This is a genomic window from Pseudomonas sp. SDO55104_S430 (assembly GCF_054070595.1).
On the sequence record NZ_JBSVXG010000046.1, the window covers coordinates 1 to 17,878 of the forward strand.

The 17,878-nt window shown below is 61.7% G+C and carries 15 protein-coding genes; 8 read left to right on the plus strand and 7 right to left on the minus strand.

Going from position 1 to position 17,878, the window contains the following annotated elements; genetic code table 11:
• The first annotated feature begins 289 nt into the window (after positions 1–289).
• Positions 290–577: a DUF3509 domain-containing protein gene (locus ACW9JE_RS11080; protein ID WP_224540848.1), complete on the plus strand. Its 288-nt coding sequence runs from the start codon at positions 290–292 to the stop codon at positions 575–577.
• 170 nt (positions 578–747) lie between these two features.
• Here ACW9JE_RS11080 and ACW9JE_RS11085 read toward each other — a convergent pair whose 3' ends face one another.
• Together ACW9JE_RS11085 and ACW9JE_RS11090 are read right to left on the minus strand one after the other, a co-directional pair.
• Positions 748–1,728: a TIGR02285 family protein gene (locus ACW9JE_RS11085; RefSeq protein ID WP_457432756.1), complete on the minus strand. Its 981-nt coding sequence runs from the start codon at positions 1,726–1,728 to the stop codon at positions 748–750.
• Positions 1,682–2,881 carry a CaiB/BaiF CoA transferase family protein gene (locus ACW9JE_RS11090; RefSeq protein ID WP_457432757.1) on the minus strand — a complete coding sequence of 400 codons (1,200 nt, stop codon included), beginning with the start codon at positions 2,879–2,881 and terminating at the stop codon, positions 1,682–1,684. The genes ACW9JE_RS11085 and ACW9JE_RS11090 overlap by 47 nt, the downstream gene beginning before the upstream one ends.
• Positions 2,882–3,029: 148 nt before the next feature.
• Between ACW9JE_RS11090 and ACW9JE_RS11095 the strand changes: the two genes are divergently transcribed.
• The 3 genes from ACW9JE_RS11095 (at position 3,030) to ACW9JE_RS11105 (ending at position 6,748) form a co-directional block, all read left to right on the plus strand.
• Entirely contained in the window at positions 3,030–3,572 is a 543-nt protein-coding gene (locus ACW9JE_RS11095; protein ID WP_457432758.1) for a YaeQ family protein, read from the plus strand.
• Between the two features lie 66 nt (positions 3,573–3,638).
• Entirely contained in the window at positions 3,639–5,348 is a 1,710-nt protein-coding gene (recJ, locus tag ACW9JE_RS11100) for a single-stranded-DNA-specific exonuclease RecJ (protein WP_457432759.1), read from the plus strand.
• 293 nt (positions 5,349–5,641) lie between these two features.
• Positions 5,642–6,748, plus strand: a complete 1,107-nt coding sequence (locus ACW9JE_RS11105) for an NADH:flavin oxidoreductase/NADH oxidase (protein WP_224540838.1) — start codon at positions 5,642–5,644, stop codon at positions 6,746–6,748.
• A gap of 215 nt (positions 6,749–6,963) precedes the next feature.
• Here the strand turns inward: ACW9JE_RS11105 and glpD are convergent, their stop codons facing one another.
• From glpD to glpK, 3 genes are all read right to left on the minus strand, one after another.
• Complete coding sequence (glpD, locus tag ACW9JE_RS11110) at positions 6,964–8,502, minus strand: glycerol-3-phosphate dehydrogenase (protein WP_457432760.1); 1,539 nt, start codon at positions 8,500–8,502, stop codon at positions 6,964–6,966.
• 280 nt (positions 8,503–8,782) lie between these two features.
• Positions 8,783–9,538: a DeoR/GlpR family transcriptional regulator gene (locus ACW9JE_RS11115; protein ID WP_224540834.1), complete on the minus strand. Its 756-nt coding sequence runs from the start codon at positions 9,536–9,538 to the stop codon at positions 8,783–8,785.
• An 86-nt stretch (positions 9,539–9,624) separates the two neighbouring features.
• The gene (gene glpK / locus ACW9JE_RS11120) at positions 9,625–11,130 is read right to left on the minus strand and encodes a glycerol kinase GlpK (RefSeq protein WP_457432761.1); all 1,506 of its coding nucleotides are present in this window, start codon (positions 11,128–11,130) and stop codon (positions 9,625–9,627) included.
• A 280-nt stretch (positions 11,131–11,410) separates the two neighbouring features.
• Here glpK and ybaK point away from each other — a divergent pair, with 280 nt between their 5' ends.
• Together ybaK and ACW9JE_RS11130 are read left to right on the plus strand one after the other, a co-directional pair.
• Entirely contained in the window at positions 11,411–11,881 is a 471-nt protein-coding gene (gene ybaK, locus ACW9JE_RS11125) for a Cys-tRNA(Pro) deacylase (RefSeq protein ID WP_175377865.1), read from the plus strand.
• Positions 11,882–11,972: 91 nt separating this feature from the next.
• Positions 11,973–12,755: a PhzF family phenazine biosynthesis protein gene (locus ACW9JE_RS11130; protein ID WP_457432762.1), complete on the plus strand. Its 783-nt coding sequence runs from the start codon at positions 11,973–11,975 to the stop codon at positions 12,753–12,755.
• Positions 12,756–12,869: 114 nt separating this feature from the next.
• On the opposite strand, the gene ACW9JE_RS11135 is transcribed toward ACW9JE_RS11130, so the two are convergent.
• Positions 12,870–13,979 (minus strand): ABC transporter ATP-binding protein, encoded by a 1,110-nt coding sequence (locus tag ACW9JE_RS11135; protein WP_457432763.1) that lies wholly within the window; start codon positions 13,977–13,979, stop codon positions 12,870–12,872.
• The gene (gene argF, locus ACW9JE_RS11140) at positions 13,976–14,896 is read right to left on the minus strand and encodes an ornithine carbamoyltransferase (RefSeq protein ID WP_224538633.1); all 921 of its coding nucleotides are present in this window, start codon (positions 14,894–14,896) and stop codon (positions 13,976–13,978) included. Before argF ends, ACW9JE_RS11135 begins: the two co-directional genes overlap by 4 nt.
• Positions 14,897–15,302: 406 nt before the next feature.
• On the opposite strand from argF, the gene ACW9JE_RS11145 reads away from it, so the two are divergent.
• Both ACW9JE_RS11145 and ACW9JE_RS11150 read left to right on the plus strand, forming a co-directional pair.
• Positions 15,303–15,593, plus strand: a complete 291-nt coding sequence (locus tag ACW9JE_RS11145; RefSeq protein ID WP_224538635.1) for a hypothetical protein — start codon at positions 15,303–15,305, stop codon at positions 15,591–15,593.
• Positions 15,594–15,727: 134 nt separating this feature from the next.
• A complete protein-coding gene (locus tag ACW9JE_RS11150) occupies positions 15,728–17,836 on the plus strand; it encodes a molybdopterin oxidoreductase family protein (RefSeq protein WP_457432764.1) in 2,109 nt (702 codons plus the stop codon).
• Positions 17,837–17,878: the final 42 nt, after the last annotated feature.

Here is a 17,878-nt window from a genome sequence, read left to right on the forward strand (position 1 = left end):
GCAGTCCCATCTTTTGGGGCCGCTGCGCAGCCCAGCGGGGGCAAGCCCCCTCGCCACAATGACCTCATCGCCTGTTTGATCTCTTAATTCACTGGCCCGCTCCCACAGGTTCACCCGACAAACGTCATCCCCGCTGTTTTTTCCCTGTCATCTTCGCCATGCATGCTCCATAGACAGAGACGCACGCAGGCCCGCGCTCTGCATCCCGAACTTTCTTCTCGTGCCAGCGGTCAGTTATTACAGACACGCCCCAGGCACTTCGTTTTCGGACTATTGAGTGGTGATCGAGATGGAAAGTATCAGTCTCTTGCTCGGTGAGGCTCTGAGCCCGTACCAAGTGACAGTGACCCCGTCAGGCCTTCATGGCGAATGCCGGGTCACATTGATGAATGCGAGCGGTATCAAGGTGGTCGAGCGTCAGTTCAGTCAGTACCAATTGACCGACAAGCGTTCGCTGACCGATGTGGTAGATGGCCTGCATCGCGATGTGCTGATTGCCGAAGGGCGTCTGGAACCCTGCATGATCGCGGCGATGCGCAATGCGGCCCAGGACAAGTTGATGGCCAGCCGAAATTGAATTGTCATTTTCACGAAACTTCCTGCACTCAGGTCAGTCAGACCCTATAACAGCAGGATCAAGCATTGTGCTCCGGTGCTTGTAGCTTGCTGCTACGGGTCTTTATGTAGACCTTGTTTAACCCCGAGTCGTCTCCCCACTTCTCGGGGTTTCTTTTTGCGCGGCGTTTGTCACTGTCCGGCTTGCTCCTCGAAAAACAGCCGTGCAGCTTCCAGGTATTCGGCGCGGCTTTGCGGATCGAGCCAGGCAGCATAGGCCTCGCTCAACTGATCCCGGGGCAGGGCGCGCAGCAGTTGATTGACCTCCGAGATGACCTGCCGGCCTTCCGGGGTGTCGGTGCAGCCGATGTAGCCGGACAGGTATTTGCCGGTGCCGCGAATCGGATAGAACTGCAAGTCATCCTCGGCAATGCCTCGCTGCTGGGCCTGATAGCGGATTTCCGGGAGATAGCCCAGCAGCAGTTGCAGGCGCCCCAGACGTTGCATCTGCAGAAGGCTGCCCAGGGCTTCGTTGCCGTAGTGAAGGGTCAGGGTCTTGGGTGGCGCCTGCTTGATCAGCGTGTCCAGAAACTCGCCATAGTTGCGCTCGGCGACGATGCCGAGGGTCAGGCTGCCGGTGGCCAGAAGGGCCGCCAGATCCACCTCGCCGTCCTTGATGAAAGGCAGCAACAGATCACGATCGATGCGCCGTACCGCCAGGCCATTGCTCATGGCGCGAAACACCGGGATGGAAAAGGCGATCCAGCTTTCCCGTTCCTTGCTCCAGTTCAGTGCTGCATCGCAGGTCAGGGAGGGTTCGTGGAGCATTTGCAGGCCGCGCGCGCGATTGACCCGCATGACGCTGTGCCGGTATTGCGGCAGGTCGTCGATCAGTTGGGTCAACAACTGATCGATGATGCCGAGGCCGTTTTTCGGTCCTTCGAAAATGAACAACGGCGGCAAATCACGCTTGAGCCACACCAGGGTCGGCTTGGGTTGCGCCATGGCCGAAGACATGAACACACAGATCAGCAGCACACCCGGCAATGCACCCGGCAATGCACAGATGGCCCGTGCGCTCCGCCACAGGCCGTGCTGAATGACGCGCACAATCAAATGCCCGAGCTCAGATGGCCCCGTCCTTGCGCAGTTGTGTGATCTGCGACGCGTCATAGCCAAGTTCCTGGAGTACCTGTGTGTTGTGCTCACCCAACTGCGGTCCGACCCATTCACAATCTCCGGGAGTCTCCGAGAGTTTCGGCACGATTCCCGGCATCTTGAAGCCTTTACCATCCGGCAGCTTGGCTTGCAGGAACATTTCCCGTGCCAGGTACTGCGGATCGTTGAACATGTCTTCGGCGCTGAAGATCCGGCTGGCGGGCACCTCGGCCTGGTTCAAGTGTTCGAGTACCGTATCCAGCGGCAACGAGTTGACCCAGCGATCGATGATCCCGTAGAGCTCGTCGCGACGACTGTCCCGGCCATCGTTGCTGGCCAGGGTCGGGTCATTGGCCAAGTCTTCGCGGCCGATGATCAGCATGAAGCGCTTGAAGATCGCATCGCCATTGGCGCCGATCTGCACGTGCTTGCCATCGGCGCTGGTGTGGATCGAGGAGGGCGTGATGCCGGGCATGATGTTGCCGGTGCGCTCGCGGATGAAACCGAACACGTCGAACTCCGGGACCATGCTTTCCATCATGGCGAAGATCGCTTCATACAGCGCCACATCCACCACCTGACCCTGGCCGCCGTTGACCTCGCGGTGACGCAACGCCATCAACGCGCCGATCACGCCCCAGAGCGCGGCGATCGAGTCGCCGATGGAAATCCCGGTGCGCACCGGCGGGCGGTCCTCGAAGCCGGTGATGTAGCGCAGGCCGCCCATGGATTCGCCGACGGCGCCGAAGCCTGGCTGATCTTTCATCGGGCCGGTCTGGCCGAAACCCGAAAGCCGCACCATCACCAGTTTCGGGTTCAGGGCATGCAGGGTCTCCCAGCCAAGGCCGAGCTTTTCCAGCACGCCGGGACGGAAGTTCTCGATCAGGATGTCCGCTTCGCTCAGCAGCTTTTTCAGAATCGCCAGGCCGTCGGGGTGTTTAAGGTTCAGGGTCAGGGATTTCTTGTTACGCGCCTGCACGAACCACCACAGCGAGGTGCCTTCATACAGCTTGCGCCATTTGCGCAGTGGATCGCCGCCGTCCGGGGATTCGATCTTGACCACGTCGGCACCGAATTCCGCGCAGATGCGCGAGGCGAACGGGCCGGCAATCAGTGTGCCCAGTTCGATGACTTTGAGGCCAGCAAGCGGTTTGGCGGTGAACGACATACAAAATCCTGTAGGACAAAGGGCTGAGCGAGTAGAGACTTTTAACATAGCCGACTGTCAGGCGCTCACGGTAGATCGCCATCAACTCGATGATTGCCCGTCGCATCGGTTAGACTTGCCGCCTTTCCCCGTCTCAAGAAGCCCGTTCATGGCCCAGCCGTCCACGACCTACAAGTTTGAACTGAACCTCACCGACCTCGACCGCAACGTCTACGAGAACGTGAAGCAGACCATCGCCCGTCACCCTTCGGAAACCGAAGAGCGCATGACCGTGCGTCTGCTGGCCTACGCTCTCTGGTACAACGAGCAGCTGTCGTTTGGCCGTGGTCTGTCGGAAGTGGATGAACCTGCCCTGTGGGAAAAAAGCCTGGATGACCGCGTGCTGCACTGGATCGAAGTCGGCCAGCCCGATGCCGAGCGCCTGACCTGGTGTTCGCGTCGCACCGAACGCACCAGCCTGCTGGCCTACGGCAGCCTGCGCGTCTGGGAAGGCAAAGTGGTGCCGGCGGTAAAAAACCTGAAGAACGTCAACATTGCCGCCGTGCCTCAGGAAGTGCTGGAAACCCTGGCCAAGGACATGCCCCGCGTTATCAAGTGGGACGTGATGATCAGCGAAGGAACGATATTCGTCACCGACGACCGTGGTCAGCACGAAGTCCAGTTGCAGTGGCTGGCTGGCGAGCGCGGTTGATCGCTCGCTTGCCCCGCGCAACATCCTGTTTCATCCCCCGTACTTGAGAGAAGCACCTGTCACCCCATGCGTATCGAACCCCGCCTGCTGCCCGACACCCTGCCGTTCCTCGGTGATATCCCACCTCTGCTGGCCCGCCTTTATGCGGCACGGGGCGTGCAATCCGAAGCCGAACTGGACAAGAGCCTGGCGCGGTTGATTCCGTTCCAGCAGCTCAAGGGCATCGAGGCGGCGGTGGATTTGCTGGTGGTGGCGCTGGAGCAGCGCCAACGCATCCTGATCGTCGGCGACTTCGATGCCGACGGTGCGACCGCCAGTACTGTCGGCACTCTGGGCCTGCGTCTGCTCGGTGCGGCCCATGTCGATTACCTGGTGCCGAACCGCTTCGACTATGGCTACGGCCTGACCCCGGAAATCGTCGCGGTGGCTCTGGAGCGTCAACCACAGTTGCTGATCACCGTGGACAACGGCATTTCCAGCGTCGAAGGCGTGGCGGCGGCGAAGAAGGCCGGGCTCAACGTGCTGGTCACCGACCACCACTTGCCCGGCGATGAGTTGCCTCTGGCCGATGCCATCGTCAATCCGAACCAGCCGGGCTGCGAGTTCCCGAGCAAGGCGCTGGCGGGTGTCGGGGTGATTTTCTACGTGCTGATGGCCTTGCGTGCGCGCCTGCGCAGCCTGGGCTGGTACGAGACCCGGCCGCAGCCGAACATCGGCGAATTGCTCGATCTGGTAGCCCTGGGCAGCGTCGCCGACGTGGTGCCGCTGGATGCCAACAACCGGATTCTGGTGCATCAAGGTTTGGAGCGGATTCGCGCCGGACGCGCACGGCCGGGGATCAAGGCGATCCTCGAAGTGGCCAAGCGTGACCACGCACGCATTACCTCCACCGATCTCGGCTTCATCGTCGGCCCGCGCCTGAACGCGGCGGGGCGTCTGGATGACATGAGCCTGGGCATCGAATGCCTGCTCACCGAAGACGCTGGCCTGGCGCGGGAAATGGCAGCCCAGTTGGACGGCATGAACCAGGACCGCAAATCCATCGAGCAGGGCATGCAGCGCGAAGCCATGGCGCAGCTCAAGGATCTGCCGGTGGAATCGATGCCGTTCGGCCTGTGTCTGTTCGATCCCGAATGGCACCAGGGGGTGATCGGTATTCTCGCCTCGCGCATGAAAGAGCGTTATTTCCGCCCGACCATCGCGTTTGCCGATGCCGGCGACGGCCTGCTCAAGGGCTCGGGACGTTCGGTGCAGGGCTTTCATATCCGCGATGCCCTGAGTGTGGTGGCGGCGCAGCATCCGCACCTGATCACCAAATACGGTGGCCACGCCATGGCCGCCGGCCTGACCTTGCCCGAAGCCAATTTTCCGCTGTTCGCCGAAGCCTTCGATGCCGAAGTGCGCCGGCAATTGCGCGAAGAAGACCTGACCGGGCGCCTGTTGTCGGATGGCACCCTGGCGGTCGAGGAATTTCACCTGGAGCTGGCCCGGGCGCTGCGCCACGCCGGTCCCTGGGGGCAGCACTTCCCGGAGCCGTTGTTTCACGGGGTGTTCCAACTGGTGGAGCAACGGGTGGTCGGCGAGCGGCACCTCAAGGTGGTGCTGCGCAGCGAATGCGGCTCGGTGAAGCTCGACGGCATCGCCTTCGGCATCGACCGCGAGGTCTGGCCCAACCCGACCATCAAGTGGGTGGAACTGGCCTACAAACTCGACGTCAACGAGTTCCGCGGCAACGAGACCGTTCAGCTGATGATTGCCCACATCGAACCCCGGTGATTCGCATTTCCCCTGTAGGAGCGAGCACGCTCGCGATGGACTACAGAACACCGCGGGGCGTCAGGCTTCCAGCGTTATCGTTGGCGACCATCGCGAGCATGCTCGCTCCTACAGTTATGGGGAACGGGGCGCTATCCGTTGATGTCGACTAGGCTCTAAGCACTGCTTGATTATCCTTGTGACGTCTTGTCCAATTTTTTGCCCGCGGGGGCGGGTGCTTCGCCTTTTTCCTGTCACTCGTCGACTTTTCAAACAGAACCCTGGAGCCTGACCACTGATTTGAGAGGTGCCCCATGAGTCTGCTGCTTGAACCCTTCACCCTTCGCCAACTGACCCTGCTCAACCGCATCGCGGTATCGCCGATGTGCCAGTATTCCAGTGTCGATGGCCTGGCCAATGACTGGCATCTGGTTCACCTCGGCAGTCGCGCCATCGGCGGCGCGGGACTGGTCTTTACCGAAGCCACGGCGATCACCGCCGACGGGCGCATCACCGCGCAGGATCTCGGTCTGTGGAACGATGAGCAGATCGAACCCTTGCAACGCATTACTCGCTTCATCGCCGCTCAAGGCGGTGTCGCCGGAATCCAGCTGGCCCATGCGGGGCGCAAGGCCAGCACCTACCGACCCTGGCTCGGCACCCATGGCAGCGTGAAACCCGCTGACGGCGGCTGGCTGCCGGTCGGCCCGTCACCGATCGCTTTCGATCCGGAACACACCAAACCCAAACAGCTGGAAGAAAGCGAGATCGCCGACCTCATCCAGGCCTTCGTCGACGCGGCCAAACGCGCGCTGATCGCCGGTTTCAAGGTGGTGGAAGTGCACGCGGCCCACGGCTATCTGCTGCACCAGTTCCTCTCGCCTTTGAGCAATCAGCGGCGCGACCAGTACGGCGGTTCATTCGAAAACCGCATCCGTCTGGTGTTGCAAGTCACCGAAGCGGTGCGTGCGGTGTGGCCACAGGAGTTGCCGCTGTTCGTGCGGGTTTCGGCCACTGATTGGGTGGAGGACGGCTGGAACCCTGATGAAACGGTAGAACTGGCGCGCCGCCTGAAGGCGCTGGGCGTGGACCTGATCGATGTGTCGTCGGGCGGGACCGCGGTCAACGCGGAAATCCCCACCGGACCGGGCTACCAGACCCGTTTCGCCGAACGGGTGCGCAAGGAATCGGGGATCGCCACCGGCACCGTGGGCATGATCACTGAACCTGCGCAGGCCGAGCACATTCTGCGCACCTGTCAGGCGGACATCATCTTCCTCGCCCGCGAGCTGCTGCGCGACCCGTACTGGCCGCTGCATGCGGACGATGATCTGGGCGGGCGCAAGGCGGTGTGGCCGGCGCAATACCAACGGGCGACCCACCGTGACCAGCCCATCCATGAGTCGGATCTGCGAGATTGATCGAGCGATTAACAGATCGAACAGGCAACACGGTCACTGTGGCGAGGGGGCTTGCCCCCGTTGGACTGCGCAGCAGTCCCATCTTTTTTGGGGCCGCTCCGCAGCCCAACGGGAGTAAACCCCCTCGCCACAGGTACGTGTTCGGCTTAACTGAATGGCATTAGGGCAAGCCTCCTCACCACAGGTACGCGTTGACTGGCTTTCTGTAAGAGCAATCAGGCCGCTTCGATCTTGCTGCGGTTCTGTTCGACCTTGTTCAGGTAATCCTTGAGCGTGTCCTGCTCCGCCGCGGTGGTGAACAGGCCGAGTTTGCTGCGCCGCCAGAGAATGTCATGGGCGGTGGTGGCCCACTCTTCGCTGCACAGGTAATCGACTTCGCGGGTATAGAGGCCGCCGCCGATGTGTTCGCCCATGTCGCCGAGGTTCTGCACGCCTTCGAGCATACGCCAGGTGCGGCTGCCGTAGGTGCTGGCCCAGCGCCGGGAAATATCGGTCGGGAGCCAGTCGTACTTGTCACGCAGCTGCGAGCTCAGCGCCTGCGGGGTGGTCATGCCTTCGCCGCCCGGCAGAGGTGCATTGGCGGTCCAGCTCGGCTTGATGTGATCGAAGTAGGGCGCCAGTTGCGCCAGCGCCGATTCGGCCAGCTTGCGATAGGTGGTCAGCTTGCCGCCGAACACCGACAGCAGCGGCGCTTCCTCACCGCTGCCCGACAGCGCCAGGGTGTAATCGCGGGTAACGGCCGACGGGTTGTCGGACTCGTCGTTGCACAGCGGGCGTACGCCGGAATAGCTGTGCAGGATGTCGTCGCGGCCGATCTGCTTCTTGAAGTGGGCGTTGACCACGTTGAGCAGGTAATCGGTCTCGCCTTCGGTGATCGCCACGGCTGCCGGATCGCCGGTGTATTCGCGGTCGGTGGTGCCGATCAGGGTGAAGTGATTCAGGTATGGAATGGTGAAGACGATGCGCTGATCTTCGTTCTGCAGAATGTGCGCGTGCTCGCCTTCGTACAGTTTCGGCACGATCAGGTGGCTGCCCTGGATCAGGCGGATGCCGTAGGGCGATTCCATCTTCAGATCGTCGCGAATGAATTTCGCCACCCAAGGACCGGCGGCGTTCACCAGCGCCTTGGCGCGGATCGAAAACAGGCTACCGTCGGCGCGTTCCAGGTGCAGGTGCCACAGGCCTTTGGTGCGGCGGGCGCTGACGCAACGGGTCTGGGTGTGAATGTGCGCACCTTTTTCCCGGGCGGCCATGGCGTTCAACACCACCAGACGGGCATCGTCGACCCAGCAGTCCGAATATTCGAAACCCTTGGTGATTTCGCTTTTCAGCGCGCTGTCCGCGCCGAACTTCAGGCTTTTCGAACCCAGCAGCTGTTCGCGCTTGCCCAGGTTGTCGTACAGAAACAGGCCGGCGCGGATCATCCAGGCCGGACGCAGGTGCGGGCGATGGGGCAGCACGAAGCGCATCTGCTTGACGATGTGCGGCGCCTTGGCCAGCAGCACTTCGCGCTCGGCCAGGGCTTCGCGCACCAGGCGGAATTCGTAATGTTCGAGATAGCGCAGGCCGCCATGGATCAGCTTGCTGCTGGCCGAAGAGGTGTGGCTGGCCAGGTCATCCTTTTCGCAAAGGAACACCGAAAGACCGCGACCGGCGGCATCGGCTGCGATCCCCACGCCATTGATCCCGCCACCGATGACGGCGATATCGTAGATCTCGGCAAGAGGGGGCACGGGCAAGGTGGAGGTGGGCATCGGCTAAGCCTCGGATTTCTTTGGTGTTCGGTATTTGAAACCGAACAATAAATGTTCATTTGCGAAAATGGTAGCCGATAAATATGCGCGCAGCCAGTCGCATTCGATTGAAAAAACTCATCGAAAGGCGGTTAAAGGAAAATTATCGAAAAGAAATGCGCGCGCTCCCTGTAGGAGCGAGCATGCTCGCGATGGACGCAAGGACACCGCGGGGCGTCAGGTTTCCCGCGTTATCGTTGGTCTCCATCGCGAGCGTGCTCGCTCCTACAGGGGGCGGGTGTCAGACGACTTCGAGGCGAACCTTGTGCTGGTTCAGCAGTTGGGTCAGTGCAGGGGTGGGTGACTGGTCGGTGACCAGGCAATCAACCAGGCTGATCGGCCCCAGGCGAATCATGGCGTTGCGCCCGAACTTGCTGGAGTCGGCGGCGAGGATCACCTGGCGAGCGTTGGCGATGATCGCCTGGGAGACCCGCACTTCCTGGTAATCGAAGTCCAGCAGGCTGCCGTCTTCGTCGATGCCGCTGATGCCGACGAGGGCGAAGTCGACTTTGAACTGATTGATGAAATCGACACTGGCCTGACCGACCACGCCACCGTCGCGGCGCACGTTGCCACCGGTCAGCAGCACGTCGAAATCGTCCTTGGCACTGAGCATCGAGGCCACGTGCAGGTTGTTGGTGATGATCTTCAGATGACTGTGATTGAGCAGGGCGCGGGCGATGGATTCGGTGGTGGTGCCGATGTTGATGAACAGCGAGGCGTGATCGGGAATCTGCGCGGCGATGGCTTCGGCGATACGCTGCTTTTCGTCGCGCATCTGATCGGCGCGCATGGCGTAGGCGGTGTTCTCGACACTGGAGTCGTAAGCCGCGCCGCCGTGGTAGCGACGCAGCAGATTGGCTTCCGCCAGTTGATTGATATCGCGGCGGATGGTCTGCGGAGTGACAACGAACAGCGTGGCCATTTCCTCGATGCTGACATAGCCGCGCTCGCGGACCAGTTCGAGGATTTGCTGCTGGCGGGGAGGCAGATTCATGGGGCGTCCTTTGGGCTGCCGTGCAAAATTTGCCCATGATGCCGCACGAATGGACTCCCTGCCAGTTTCATCAAGGCCCGAATGGCTTATTCGGCGCCTTCCTGCGGCTCCCAGTCGCGGGTGCGGCTGACCGCTTTTTTCCAGCCGGCGTAGAGTTTTTCCTTCTCGGCTTCGTCCAGCGTCGGCTCGAACCGACGCTCGATCACCGCCTTGCCACGCAGTTCTTCCAGGCTGCCCCAGAAACCGCAGGCAAGCCCCGCCAGATACGCCGCGCCCAGGGCCGTGGTCTCGCGCATCTTCGGCCGTTCGACCTGGGTACCGAGAATGTCAGCCTGGAACTGCATGAGGAAGTTATTCGCCACCGCGCCACCGTCCACCCGCAGGGCCTTGAGGCGTTCGCCGGCGTCCTGCTGCATGGCGTCGAGCACGTCTCGGGTCTGGTAGGCGATGGATTCCAGGGTTGCACGGATGATGTGATCCACGCGCACGCCGCGGGTCAGGCCGAACAGGGCGCCACGGGCGTAGGGGTCCCAATAGGGCGCGCCAAGACCGGTGAAAGCCGGGACCAGGTACACGCCGTTGCTGTCCTTGACCTTGCTGGCGAAGTACTCGGTATCAAGGGCGTCATTGATGATTTTCAGTTCGTCGCGCAGCCACTGCACGGTGGAGCCGCCGTTGAACACCGCGCCTTCCAGCGCATAGGCCACTTCGCCGCGAGGGCCGCAGGCGATGGTGGTGAGCATGCCGTGGCTGGATTTCACCGCCTTGTTGCCGGTGTTCATCAGCAGGAAGCAACCGGTGCCGTAGGTGTTTTTCGCCTGACCGGCCTCGACGCACATCTGGCCGAACAGCGCTGCCTGCTGGTCGCCGGCGATACCGCCGATGGCGATGCCGCTCTTGGTGCGCCCGTAGATTTCCGAGGAGGCTTTCACCTCCGGCAGCAGCTCCTTGGGGATATCCAGCAGCTCCAGCATCTTCGCGTCCCACTTAAGGGTGTGGATATTGAAGAGCATGGTGCGCGAGGCGTTTGTGTAGTCGGTGACGTGGACCTTGCCGCCGGTGAATTTCCAGATCAGCCAGCTATCGACGGTGCCGAACAGCAGTTCGCCGTTGCGCGCACGTTCACGGCTGCCTTCGACGTGGTCGAGGATCCACTTGAGTTTGGTCCCTGAGAAATACGGGTCGGTGACCAGGCCGGTGGTTTCGCTGATGTATTGCTCGTGACCGTCGCGCTTGAGCTGCTGGCAGATCTCGGTGCTGCGACGGCACTGCCAGACGACGGCGTTGTAGATAGGCCGGCCGGTGTTCTTGTCCCAGACCACTGTGGTTTCGCGCTGGTTGGTGATGCCGATCGCCGCGACCTGATCGTGATGCAGGCCAGCTTGTGCAAGCGCCTCGACCATCACCGCGCTCTGGGTGGCGAAGATTTCCATCGGGTCATGCTCGACCCAGCCGGCTTGCGGGTAGTGCTGGGCGAATTCGCGTTGGGCTGTGCAGACCACATTCGCGTCGCGATCGAAAATGATCGCCCGGGAACTGGTCGTTCCCTGGTCGAGGGCAATGATGTAGTTCTTGTTCTGTGTGTCGGTCATGTCGATTGCCTTGGACGGAAAAGGAAAAGCCAGGGTTCATAAACGAAAAAATATAGACAGGCTATCGGACTGTCAAAGGTCGAAAGCGAACGATCCTTGTGGGAGCGACCCTGCTCGCGATGAGTGTCTGGGCAACGCGTTCATCCAGACAGCTCGCGTCATCGTTGTCGTCCATCGCCAGCAGGCTCGCTCCCACAGTAAACGGTGTGAAGCGTTTTACGAATCAATGTCCTAGAATCCGCCGCAGTGTTTTTCTACTGCCCACCCGTCTGGAGCTGTCATGACACCCGCGTTGGATTTGCTGAAAAAGGCTCGCGCCGAGCACCGTGTGCACAGTTACGAGCATGATCCCAAGGCCGCGTCCTATGGGCTGGAAGCTGCGGAAAAACTCGGGCTGGACCCGGCGCAGGTGTTCAAGACCCTGCTGGCGGCCAGTGAAAAGAACGAGCTGCTGGTGGCCGTGGTGCCGGTGGGCGGGACGCTGGATCTCAAGGCTCTGGCCCATGCCGCTGGGGTGAAGAAGGTTGAAATGGCCGACCCGGCCGCCGCGCAGCGCTCGACCGGTTATCTGCTGGGCGGGATCAGTCCCCTGGGGCAGAAAAAGCGCCTGCGCACCTTCATCGACAATTCCGCCCAACCCTTCGCGAGCATTTTCGTCAGCGCCGGTCGACGCGGCCTGGAGGTTGAACTGGCCCCGGCAGTGCTGGCCGAACATACCCAGGCGAAGTTCGCCGACATCGGTCGCGCCTGACGGCGCTGTATGGTGCAAAAAAGCCAGCTCTGTCACTGGTGGGTTTCAAACAACGACTTCATGCTCGGTAGCCTGACAAAGGGAGAATGTTATGCAGCTTGAGTTTCATCAGGTCGACGCGTTCAGCGATCGTGCCTTCAGCGGTAACCCGGCGATGGTCTATCGGCTGGACGCCTGGCTCGCCGACGAGTTGATGCAGAAAATTGCCGCCGAGCACAACCTGGCGGAAACCGCTTTCGTGGTGCGTGAAGGACTGGGCTGGCACATCCGCTGGTTCACTCCGACCACCGAAGTGCCGCTGTGCGGTCACGCGACCCTGGCCAGCGCCTACGTGCTGTTTGAAATCTACAAGGAACCGGTGGAGCGCCTGGACTTCACCTGCAAGTCCGGTCCCTTGAGTGTCACCCGCGACGGCAGCCGGCTCTGGCTGGACTTCCCGGCGATCGTGCCGTCGGAGCTGGGCGTGACCCAGGAGGTCGAGCGGGCGATTGGCACGGAGATCGTCGACGTGCTGGGCTCGAATGAATTGTTCGTGGTGCTGGAGTCGGAGCAGGCCGTGCTCGACTGCAAGCCGGACATGGTGGCGCTGGCGAAATTGCCGTGGCTGGGCGCGATCGTGACGGCCCGCGGCAGCAAGCATGATTTCGTCTCGCGCTATTTTGCGCCGGCGATTGGCATCAACGAAGACCCGGTGACCGGTTCGACCCATTGCAGCCTGATTCCGTATTGGTCCAGACGCCTGGGCAAGTCGAGCCTCACGGCTTACCAGTGTTCGAAGCGGGGCGGGGAGCTGTTCTGCCGGCTGGAAGGGGATCGGGTGAAGATTGGCGGGAATGCGACGTTGGTGGCCAGTGGCACGCTGATATTGACGTGAACCCTGTAGGAGCGAGCATGCTCGCGATGGAAGACGGGACACCGCGGGGAATCAGGTGCCCCGCGTTATCGTTGACGTCCATCGCGAGCATGCTCGCTCCTACAGAGGGCGTGGTCAGCTGGCGGTGCTGTAGCGCCGCACACCGGACTCCACGCTCGGAATCTGCGCCGCCACGCTGCCGCTCGCCTGGAACAGCACCAGATGCTCGGCCGCGACGCGAATCCCCACCTCGGCGCCAATCTGATGATCGACATGACTCGGGAAGATCGATTCCAGTTGCGCACCGGTCGACATCTGCAGGCGATATAGCGTCGACGCACCCTGGAACGACTTGCCGACGATACGAGCCTTCAACGCGCTGTCCGGCGCATAAACGATATCGTCCGGACGCAGCAGCACATCCACCGCACTACCGACCGGCCAGGTGTAGGCCCGGTTGCCGCGCAATTCACCGAGTTCGGTCTGCACCGACTCCGGGCTGCTCAACTGACCGCGAATGAAATAACCCTGACCGATGAAGCTGGCCACGTAAGGCGTCAGCGGTTCGTGATAGAGGTTGTAAGGCGTGTCCCACTGCTCCAGCCGGCCTTCCTTGAACACACCGACGTGGTCACTGACCGCGAAGGCTTCTTCCTGGTCGTGGGTCACCAGGATGGCGCTGGTGCCGCGGGCCTTGAGGATGTCGCGCACCTCGTGGCTGAGCTTGCGGCGCAGTTCGCCATCGAGGTTGGAGAAGGGTTCGTCGAGCAGCAGCAGTTGCGGCTCCGGCGCCAGGGCGCGGGCCAGGGCGACGCGTTGCTGCTGGCCACCGGAAAGCTCGTGGGGAAAGCGCTTGCCCAGATTCTTCAGATTGACCAGTTCCAGCAACTCTTCAACCACACGATCCTTCTGCGGATGCTTGCGAATGCCGAAGGCGATGTTGTCGGCCACGGTCAGATGCGGGAACAGCGCGTAGTCCTGGAACACCATGCCGATCCGGCGTTTCTCCGGCGCCAGGGTGAAGCCGGCGCTGGAGATGGTTTCGCCGGCCAACTGGATATCCCCATCGTGCACCGGTTCGAAACCGGCAATGGCACGCAGGGTGGTGGTCTTGCCGCAGCCGGAGGAGCCCAGCAGGCATCCGATGTCACCGGCGTTCAGGTGCAGATTGAGGTTCTGCACCACGCGTTGGTCCTGGTAACCGCAAGCGAGGTTGCGCAGGTTAAGCAGTAATGGCTGGCTCATGCGTGGTGGTACGCCGGCTCGACGAGGAACTCGAGCAGCGCCTTCTGCGCATGCAGGCGGTTCTCAGCCTGATCCCAGGCCACCGAACGCGGATCGTCCAGCAGGTCGACGCTGATCTCTTCGCCGCGGTGCGCCGGCAGGCAGTGCATGAACAGCACGTCGCTGGCGGCCAGATCGAGCAGCGCGCGGTTGACCTGGTACGGGGAGAACAGCTGCAGACGCTTGGCGGTTTCTTCTTCCTGGCCCATGGAGGTCCAGACGTCGGTGCTCACCAGATGGGCGCCGCGCACGGCGTCCTTCGGGTCGCGGACGATGGTCACGCGATCGCCGGCCTGAGCGAGGAATTTCGGGTTCGGTTCGTAGCCTTCCGGGCAGGCGATGCGCAACTGGAAGTCGAACTGGATCGCCGCTTCTATATAGCTGTTGCACATGTTGTTGCCGTCGCCGATCCAGGCCACGGTCTTGCCCTGGATGGAGCCGCGGTGTTCGAGGAAGGTCTGCATGTCGGCCAGCAACTGGCACGGGTGCAGATCGTCGGACAGGCCGTTGATCAGCGGCACGCGCGAATTGGCGGCGAATTCGGTCAGGGTGCTGTGGGCAAAGGTACGGATCATCACCACATCGAGCATGCTCGACATGACGATGGCCGCGTCGCTGATCGGCTCGCCGCGACCCAGCTGGGTGTCGCGCGGGGACAGGAAGATCGCCTGGCCGCCGAGCTGGATCATGCCGGCTTCGAACGAAATGCGGGTGCGGGTCGAGGACTTCTCGAAAATCATCCCGAGCACGCGGTTTTTCAGAGGCTCGAACAGTACGCCGCGGTTACGCAGGTCCTTGAGCTCAACGCCTCGACGGATCACGCTGACCAGCTCTTCGGGCGTGCAATCCATCAGGGAGAGAAAGTGCCTTGCGCTCATCATTGACTACCTTTTTGCTACAAACCGCAGATGCTCAAAGCCTTGTTTTTCGGAACAACGGGCGAGACCTGCGGCGTAAGCCGCACGGGGCGACGAAATAGGGGAAGGCGCGATCTTATAATTAAATGTCGCGTCTTACCAATAGGGCTACGGTTATTAGGGGGATTTCAGAGGGGCTACGGGATATCCGCAGTAGCGCTTTTGAAGCCTGTTTCCTGACAGCAGCCAGGCATTTGTACACCGCGTTCGCGCCGCTTGGCAATCGAGCGGGCGGTCGCGGAGCACTGGCGGTCGGTTTCTGAATGGTGGTTCACCCGGGCGCGCGTGTGCGTTCCATCCGAAACATTTGCTAATGCAAAGTGCTTAGTTATAAATAAATCACCCGCGACGCAGGAAGCCTCCGCAAATGGAATCGAAAGAACAACAGCTAATGGAATTGCTCGGCCTCACGGCCCGCTCCCTGACCCACCTCACCGCCTCCATGACCTCCATGTCATTCGAACTGCTGCGCAGTCCCGATCCCGTGACCCGGGATGCCGGCCGGCGCATGATCGATCGAATGGCCACCGTCAGCGGAGGGCTCGACGAGCACTGGCGATTGATCGGCGAGCTGACCGGCGTGCACGTCGGCCACGAACAGATCGAAACCATCGAGGAAATCCAGATGCAGGCACCGCCAAGGCTGCCATCGAGCTGATCCTGCGTGGCCATCGGCTGGCCTGATGGTCCTCGATTCACGCAATGAACGTCGCTGGCGCGGTAGCGGGGCAGGCGCCATAGTTTTGTTCCCGCGGCCGACATTGCCCGCCCAGAACAAGACAGAGACTGGCCATGACCAAGACTCTCCATCACCGTGCCTGCCACTTGTGTGAAGCCATTTGCGGCCTGACCATCGAAACCACCGAGGTCGAAGCCGGCCAGGTACAGATCACCTCGATCAAGGGTGATCCGCTGGACACGTTCAGCCGCGGCCACATCTGCCCCAAGGCCGTGGCGCTGCAAGACATTCAGAACGATCCGGATCGCCTGCACCAGCCGATGCAGCGCGTGGGCAATGAATGGCAGCCGATCGAGTGGGACGACGCCTTCAATCTGGTGGCCGAGCGCCTGTCGGCGATCCAGGAGCGCCACGGACAAAACGCGGTGGCGGTCTATCAGGGCAATCCCAGCGTGCACAACTATGGGCTGATGACCCACAGCAACTACTTCCTTGGCTTGTTGAAAACCCGTAATCGCTATTCCGCGACCTCGGTCGATCAACTGCCCCATCACCTGACCAGTCACCTGATGTACGGCCACGGCTTCCTGTTGCCGATCCCCGACATCGATCACACCGACTTCATGCTGATCCTCGGCGGCAACCCGCTGGCGTCCAACGGCAGCATCATGACCGTGCCTGATGTGGAAAAGCGCCTGAAAGCCATTCAGGCCCGGGGTGGCAAGGTCGTGGTGGTCGACCCGCGTCGCAGCGAAACGGCGGCCATCGCCGATCAGCACCTGTTCGTGCGCCCGGGTGGCGATGCGGCGTTGCTGTTTGGCCTGCTCAACACCTTGTTTGCCGAGGGCCTGACTCGGGACAGTCACTTGCCGGTGGACGGTCTGGATCAGGTGCGTGAGGCCATTGCCACGTTCACCGCAGAAGCCATGAGCCCCTTGTGCGCAGTGCCGGCTGACAACATCCGCCAGCTGGCCCGTGACTTCGCCGCTGCGCCGAGTGCCGTTTGCTACGGGCGCATGGGCGTCTCGACCCAGGCGTTCGGCACCTTGTGTCATTGGCTGGTGCAGCTGATCAATCTGGTCACGGGCAATCTGGACAGTGTCGGCGGCGCCCTGTGCACCGAGCCGGCAGTTGATCTGGTGGCCTCGACTTCTGGCGGGCATTTCAACTTGTGGCAGAGCCGGGTCTCCGGGCGCCCCGAATACGGCGGCGAGCTTCCGGTATCGGCGCTGGCCGAGGAGATGCTGACTGAAGGGGAAGGGCAGGTCCGCGCGCTGATCACCGTGGCGGGTAATCCGGTGCTCTCGACACCCAATGGCCGCCAGCTGGAACAGGCACTGGACGGCCTGGAGTTCATGGTCAGCGTCGACCTGTACATCAACGAGACCACCCGTTACGCCGACCTGATCCTGCCTTCGACTTCGGCCCTGGAAAACGATCACTACGACACCACCTTCAACATGTTCGCCGTGCGCAACGTCAGCCGCTTCAACCGGGCGATCCTGGCCAAGCCTGAAGGCGCGCTGCATGACTGGGAGATCTTCGTCGGGCTGGCCAAGGCCTTTGCGGCGAAGACCGGCAAGGAGCTCAAGCCGACCATCGCACCGGCGCAGATGATCGATCGCGGCTTGCGCATGGGCGCCTATGGCGATACTTCCGAGCGCAAATTGTCCTTGGCGACACTGTTCGATCATCCCCATGGTGTCGATCTGGGGGCGCTCAAACCCAACCTCGCTTCACGCCTCAAAACCGCGAATCAGCGGGTTCAGGCCGCTCCTGAAGTAATACTTGCCGACCTCGCACGCTTCGCCGCGTTGCAGGCGCCGGCTGCCGATGAGTTGCTGATGATCGGTCGCCGACATGTGCGCAGTAACAACTCCTGGATGCACAACTACCATCGGTTGGTGAAGGGCAAGCCGCGCCATCAGTTGCTGATGCATCCGGAGGATCTGGCTAGCCGCGGGTTGAGCGACGGTCAGCGAGTGAAGGTCAGCTCCCGCGTCGGCGTGATCGAAGTGGAAGTGCTCGGCAGTCTGGATATGATGAAAGGTGTGGTCAGTCTTCCGCACGGTTGGGGTCATGCGCGACCAGGCGTGCAGATGAGCATCGCCAGTGGCCAGCCGGGCTCCAGTGCCAACGACCTGACGGACGAATGCCAGCTCGATGAACTGTCAGGGAATGCGGCATTGAATGGCGTTCCGGTGACCGTGGCGGCGGCTTGATCGATCTGATGGAGAGACCGAGCAGTGCGCTCGGCTTTCCGT

Excerpts from the sequence above, each read along its gene's own strand:
- ACW9JE_RS11080 (WP_224540848.1), top strand. The coding sequence starts at position 290 with ATGGAAAGTATCAGTCTCTTGCTCGGTGAGGCTCTGAGCCCGTACCAA.
- ACW9JE_RS11085 (WP_457432756.1), bottom strand. The coding sequence starts at position 1,728 with ATGACGCGTCGCAGATCACACAACTGCGCAAGGACGGGGCCATCTGAG.
- ACW9JE_RS11090 (WP_457432757.1), bottom strand. The coding sequence starts at position 2,881 with ATGTCGTTCACCGCCAAACCGCTTGCTGGCCTCAAAGTCATCGAACTG.
- ACW9JE_RS11095 (WP_457432758.1), top strand. The coding sequence starts at position 3,030 with ATGGCCCAGCCGTCCACGACCTACAAGTTTGAACTGAACCTCACCGAC.
- recJ (WP_457432759.1), top strand. The coding sequence starts at position 3,639 with ATGCGTATCGAACCCCGCCTGCTGCCCGACACCCTGCCGTTCCTCGGT.
- ACW9JE_RS11105 (WP_224540838.1), top strand. The coding sequence starts at position 5,642 with ATGAGTCTGCTGCTTGAACCCTTCACCCTTCGCCAACTGACCCTGCTC.
- glpD (WP_457432760.1), bottom strand. The coding sequence starts at position 8,502 with ATGCCCACCTCCACCTTGCCCGTGCCCCCTCTTGCCGAGATCTACGAT.
- ACW9JE_RS11115 (WP_224540834.1), bottom strand. The coding sequence starts at position 9,538 with ATGAATCTGCCTCCCCGCCAGCAGCAAATCCTCGAACTGGTCCGCGAG.
- glpK (WP_457432761.1), bottom strand. The coding sequence starts at position 11,130 with ATGACCGACACACAGAACAAGAACTACATCATTGCCCTCGACCAGGGA.
- ybaK (WP_175377865.1), top strand. The coding sequence starts at position 11,411 with ATGACACCCGCGTTGGATTTGCTGAAAAAGGCTCGCGCCGAGCACCGT.
- ACW9JE_RS11130 (WP_457432762.1), top strand. The coding sequence starts at position 11,973 with ATGCAGCTTGAGTTTCATCAGGTCGACGCGTTCAGCGATCGTGCCTTC.
- ACW9JE_RS11135 (WP_457432763.1), bottom strand. The coding sequence starts at position 13,979 with ATGAGCCAGCCATTACTGCTTAACCTGCGCAACCTCGCTTGCGGTTAC.
- argF (WP_224538633.1), bottom strand. The coding sequence starts at position 14,896 with ATGAGCGCAAGGCACTTTCTCTCCCTGATGGATTGCACGCCCGAAGAG.
- ACW9JE_RS11145 (WP_224538635.1), top strand. The coding sequence starts at position 15,303 with ATGGAATCGAAAGAACAACAGCTAATGGAATTGCTCGGCCTCACGGCC.
- ACW9JE_RS11150 (WP_457432764.1), top strand. The coding sequence starts at position 15,728 with ATGACCAAGACTCTCCATCACCGTGCCTGCCACTTGTGTGAAGCCATT.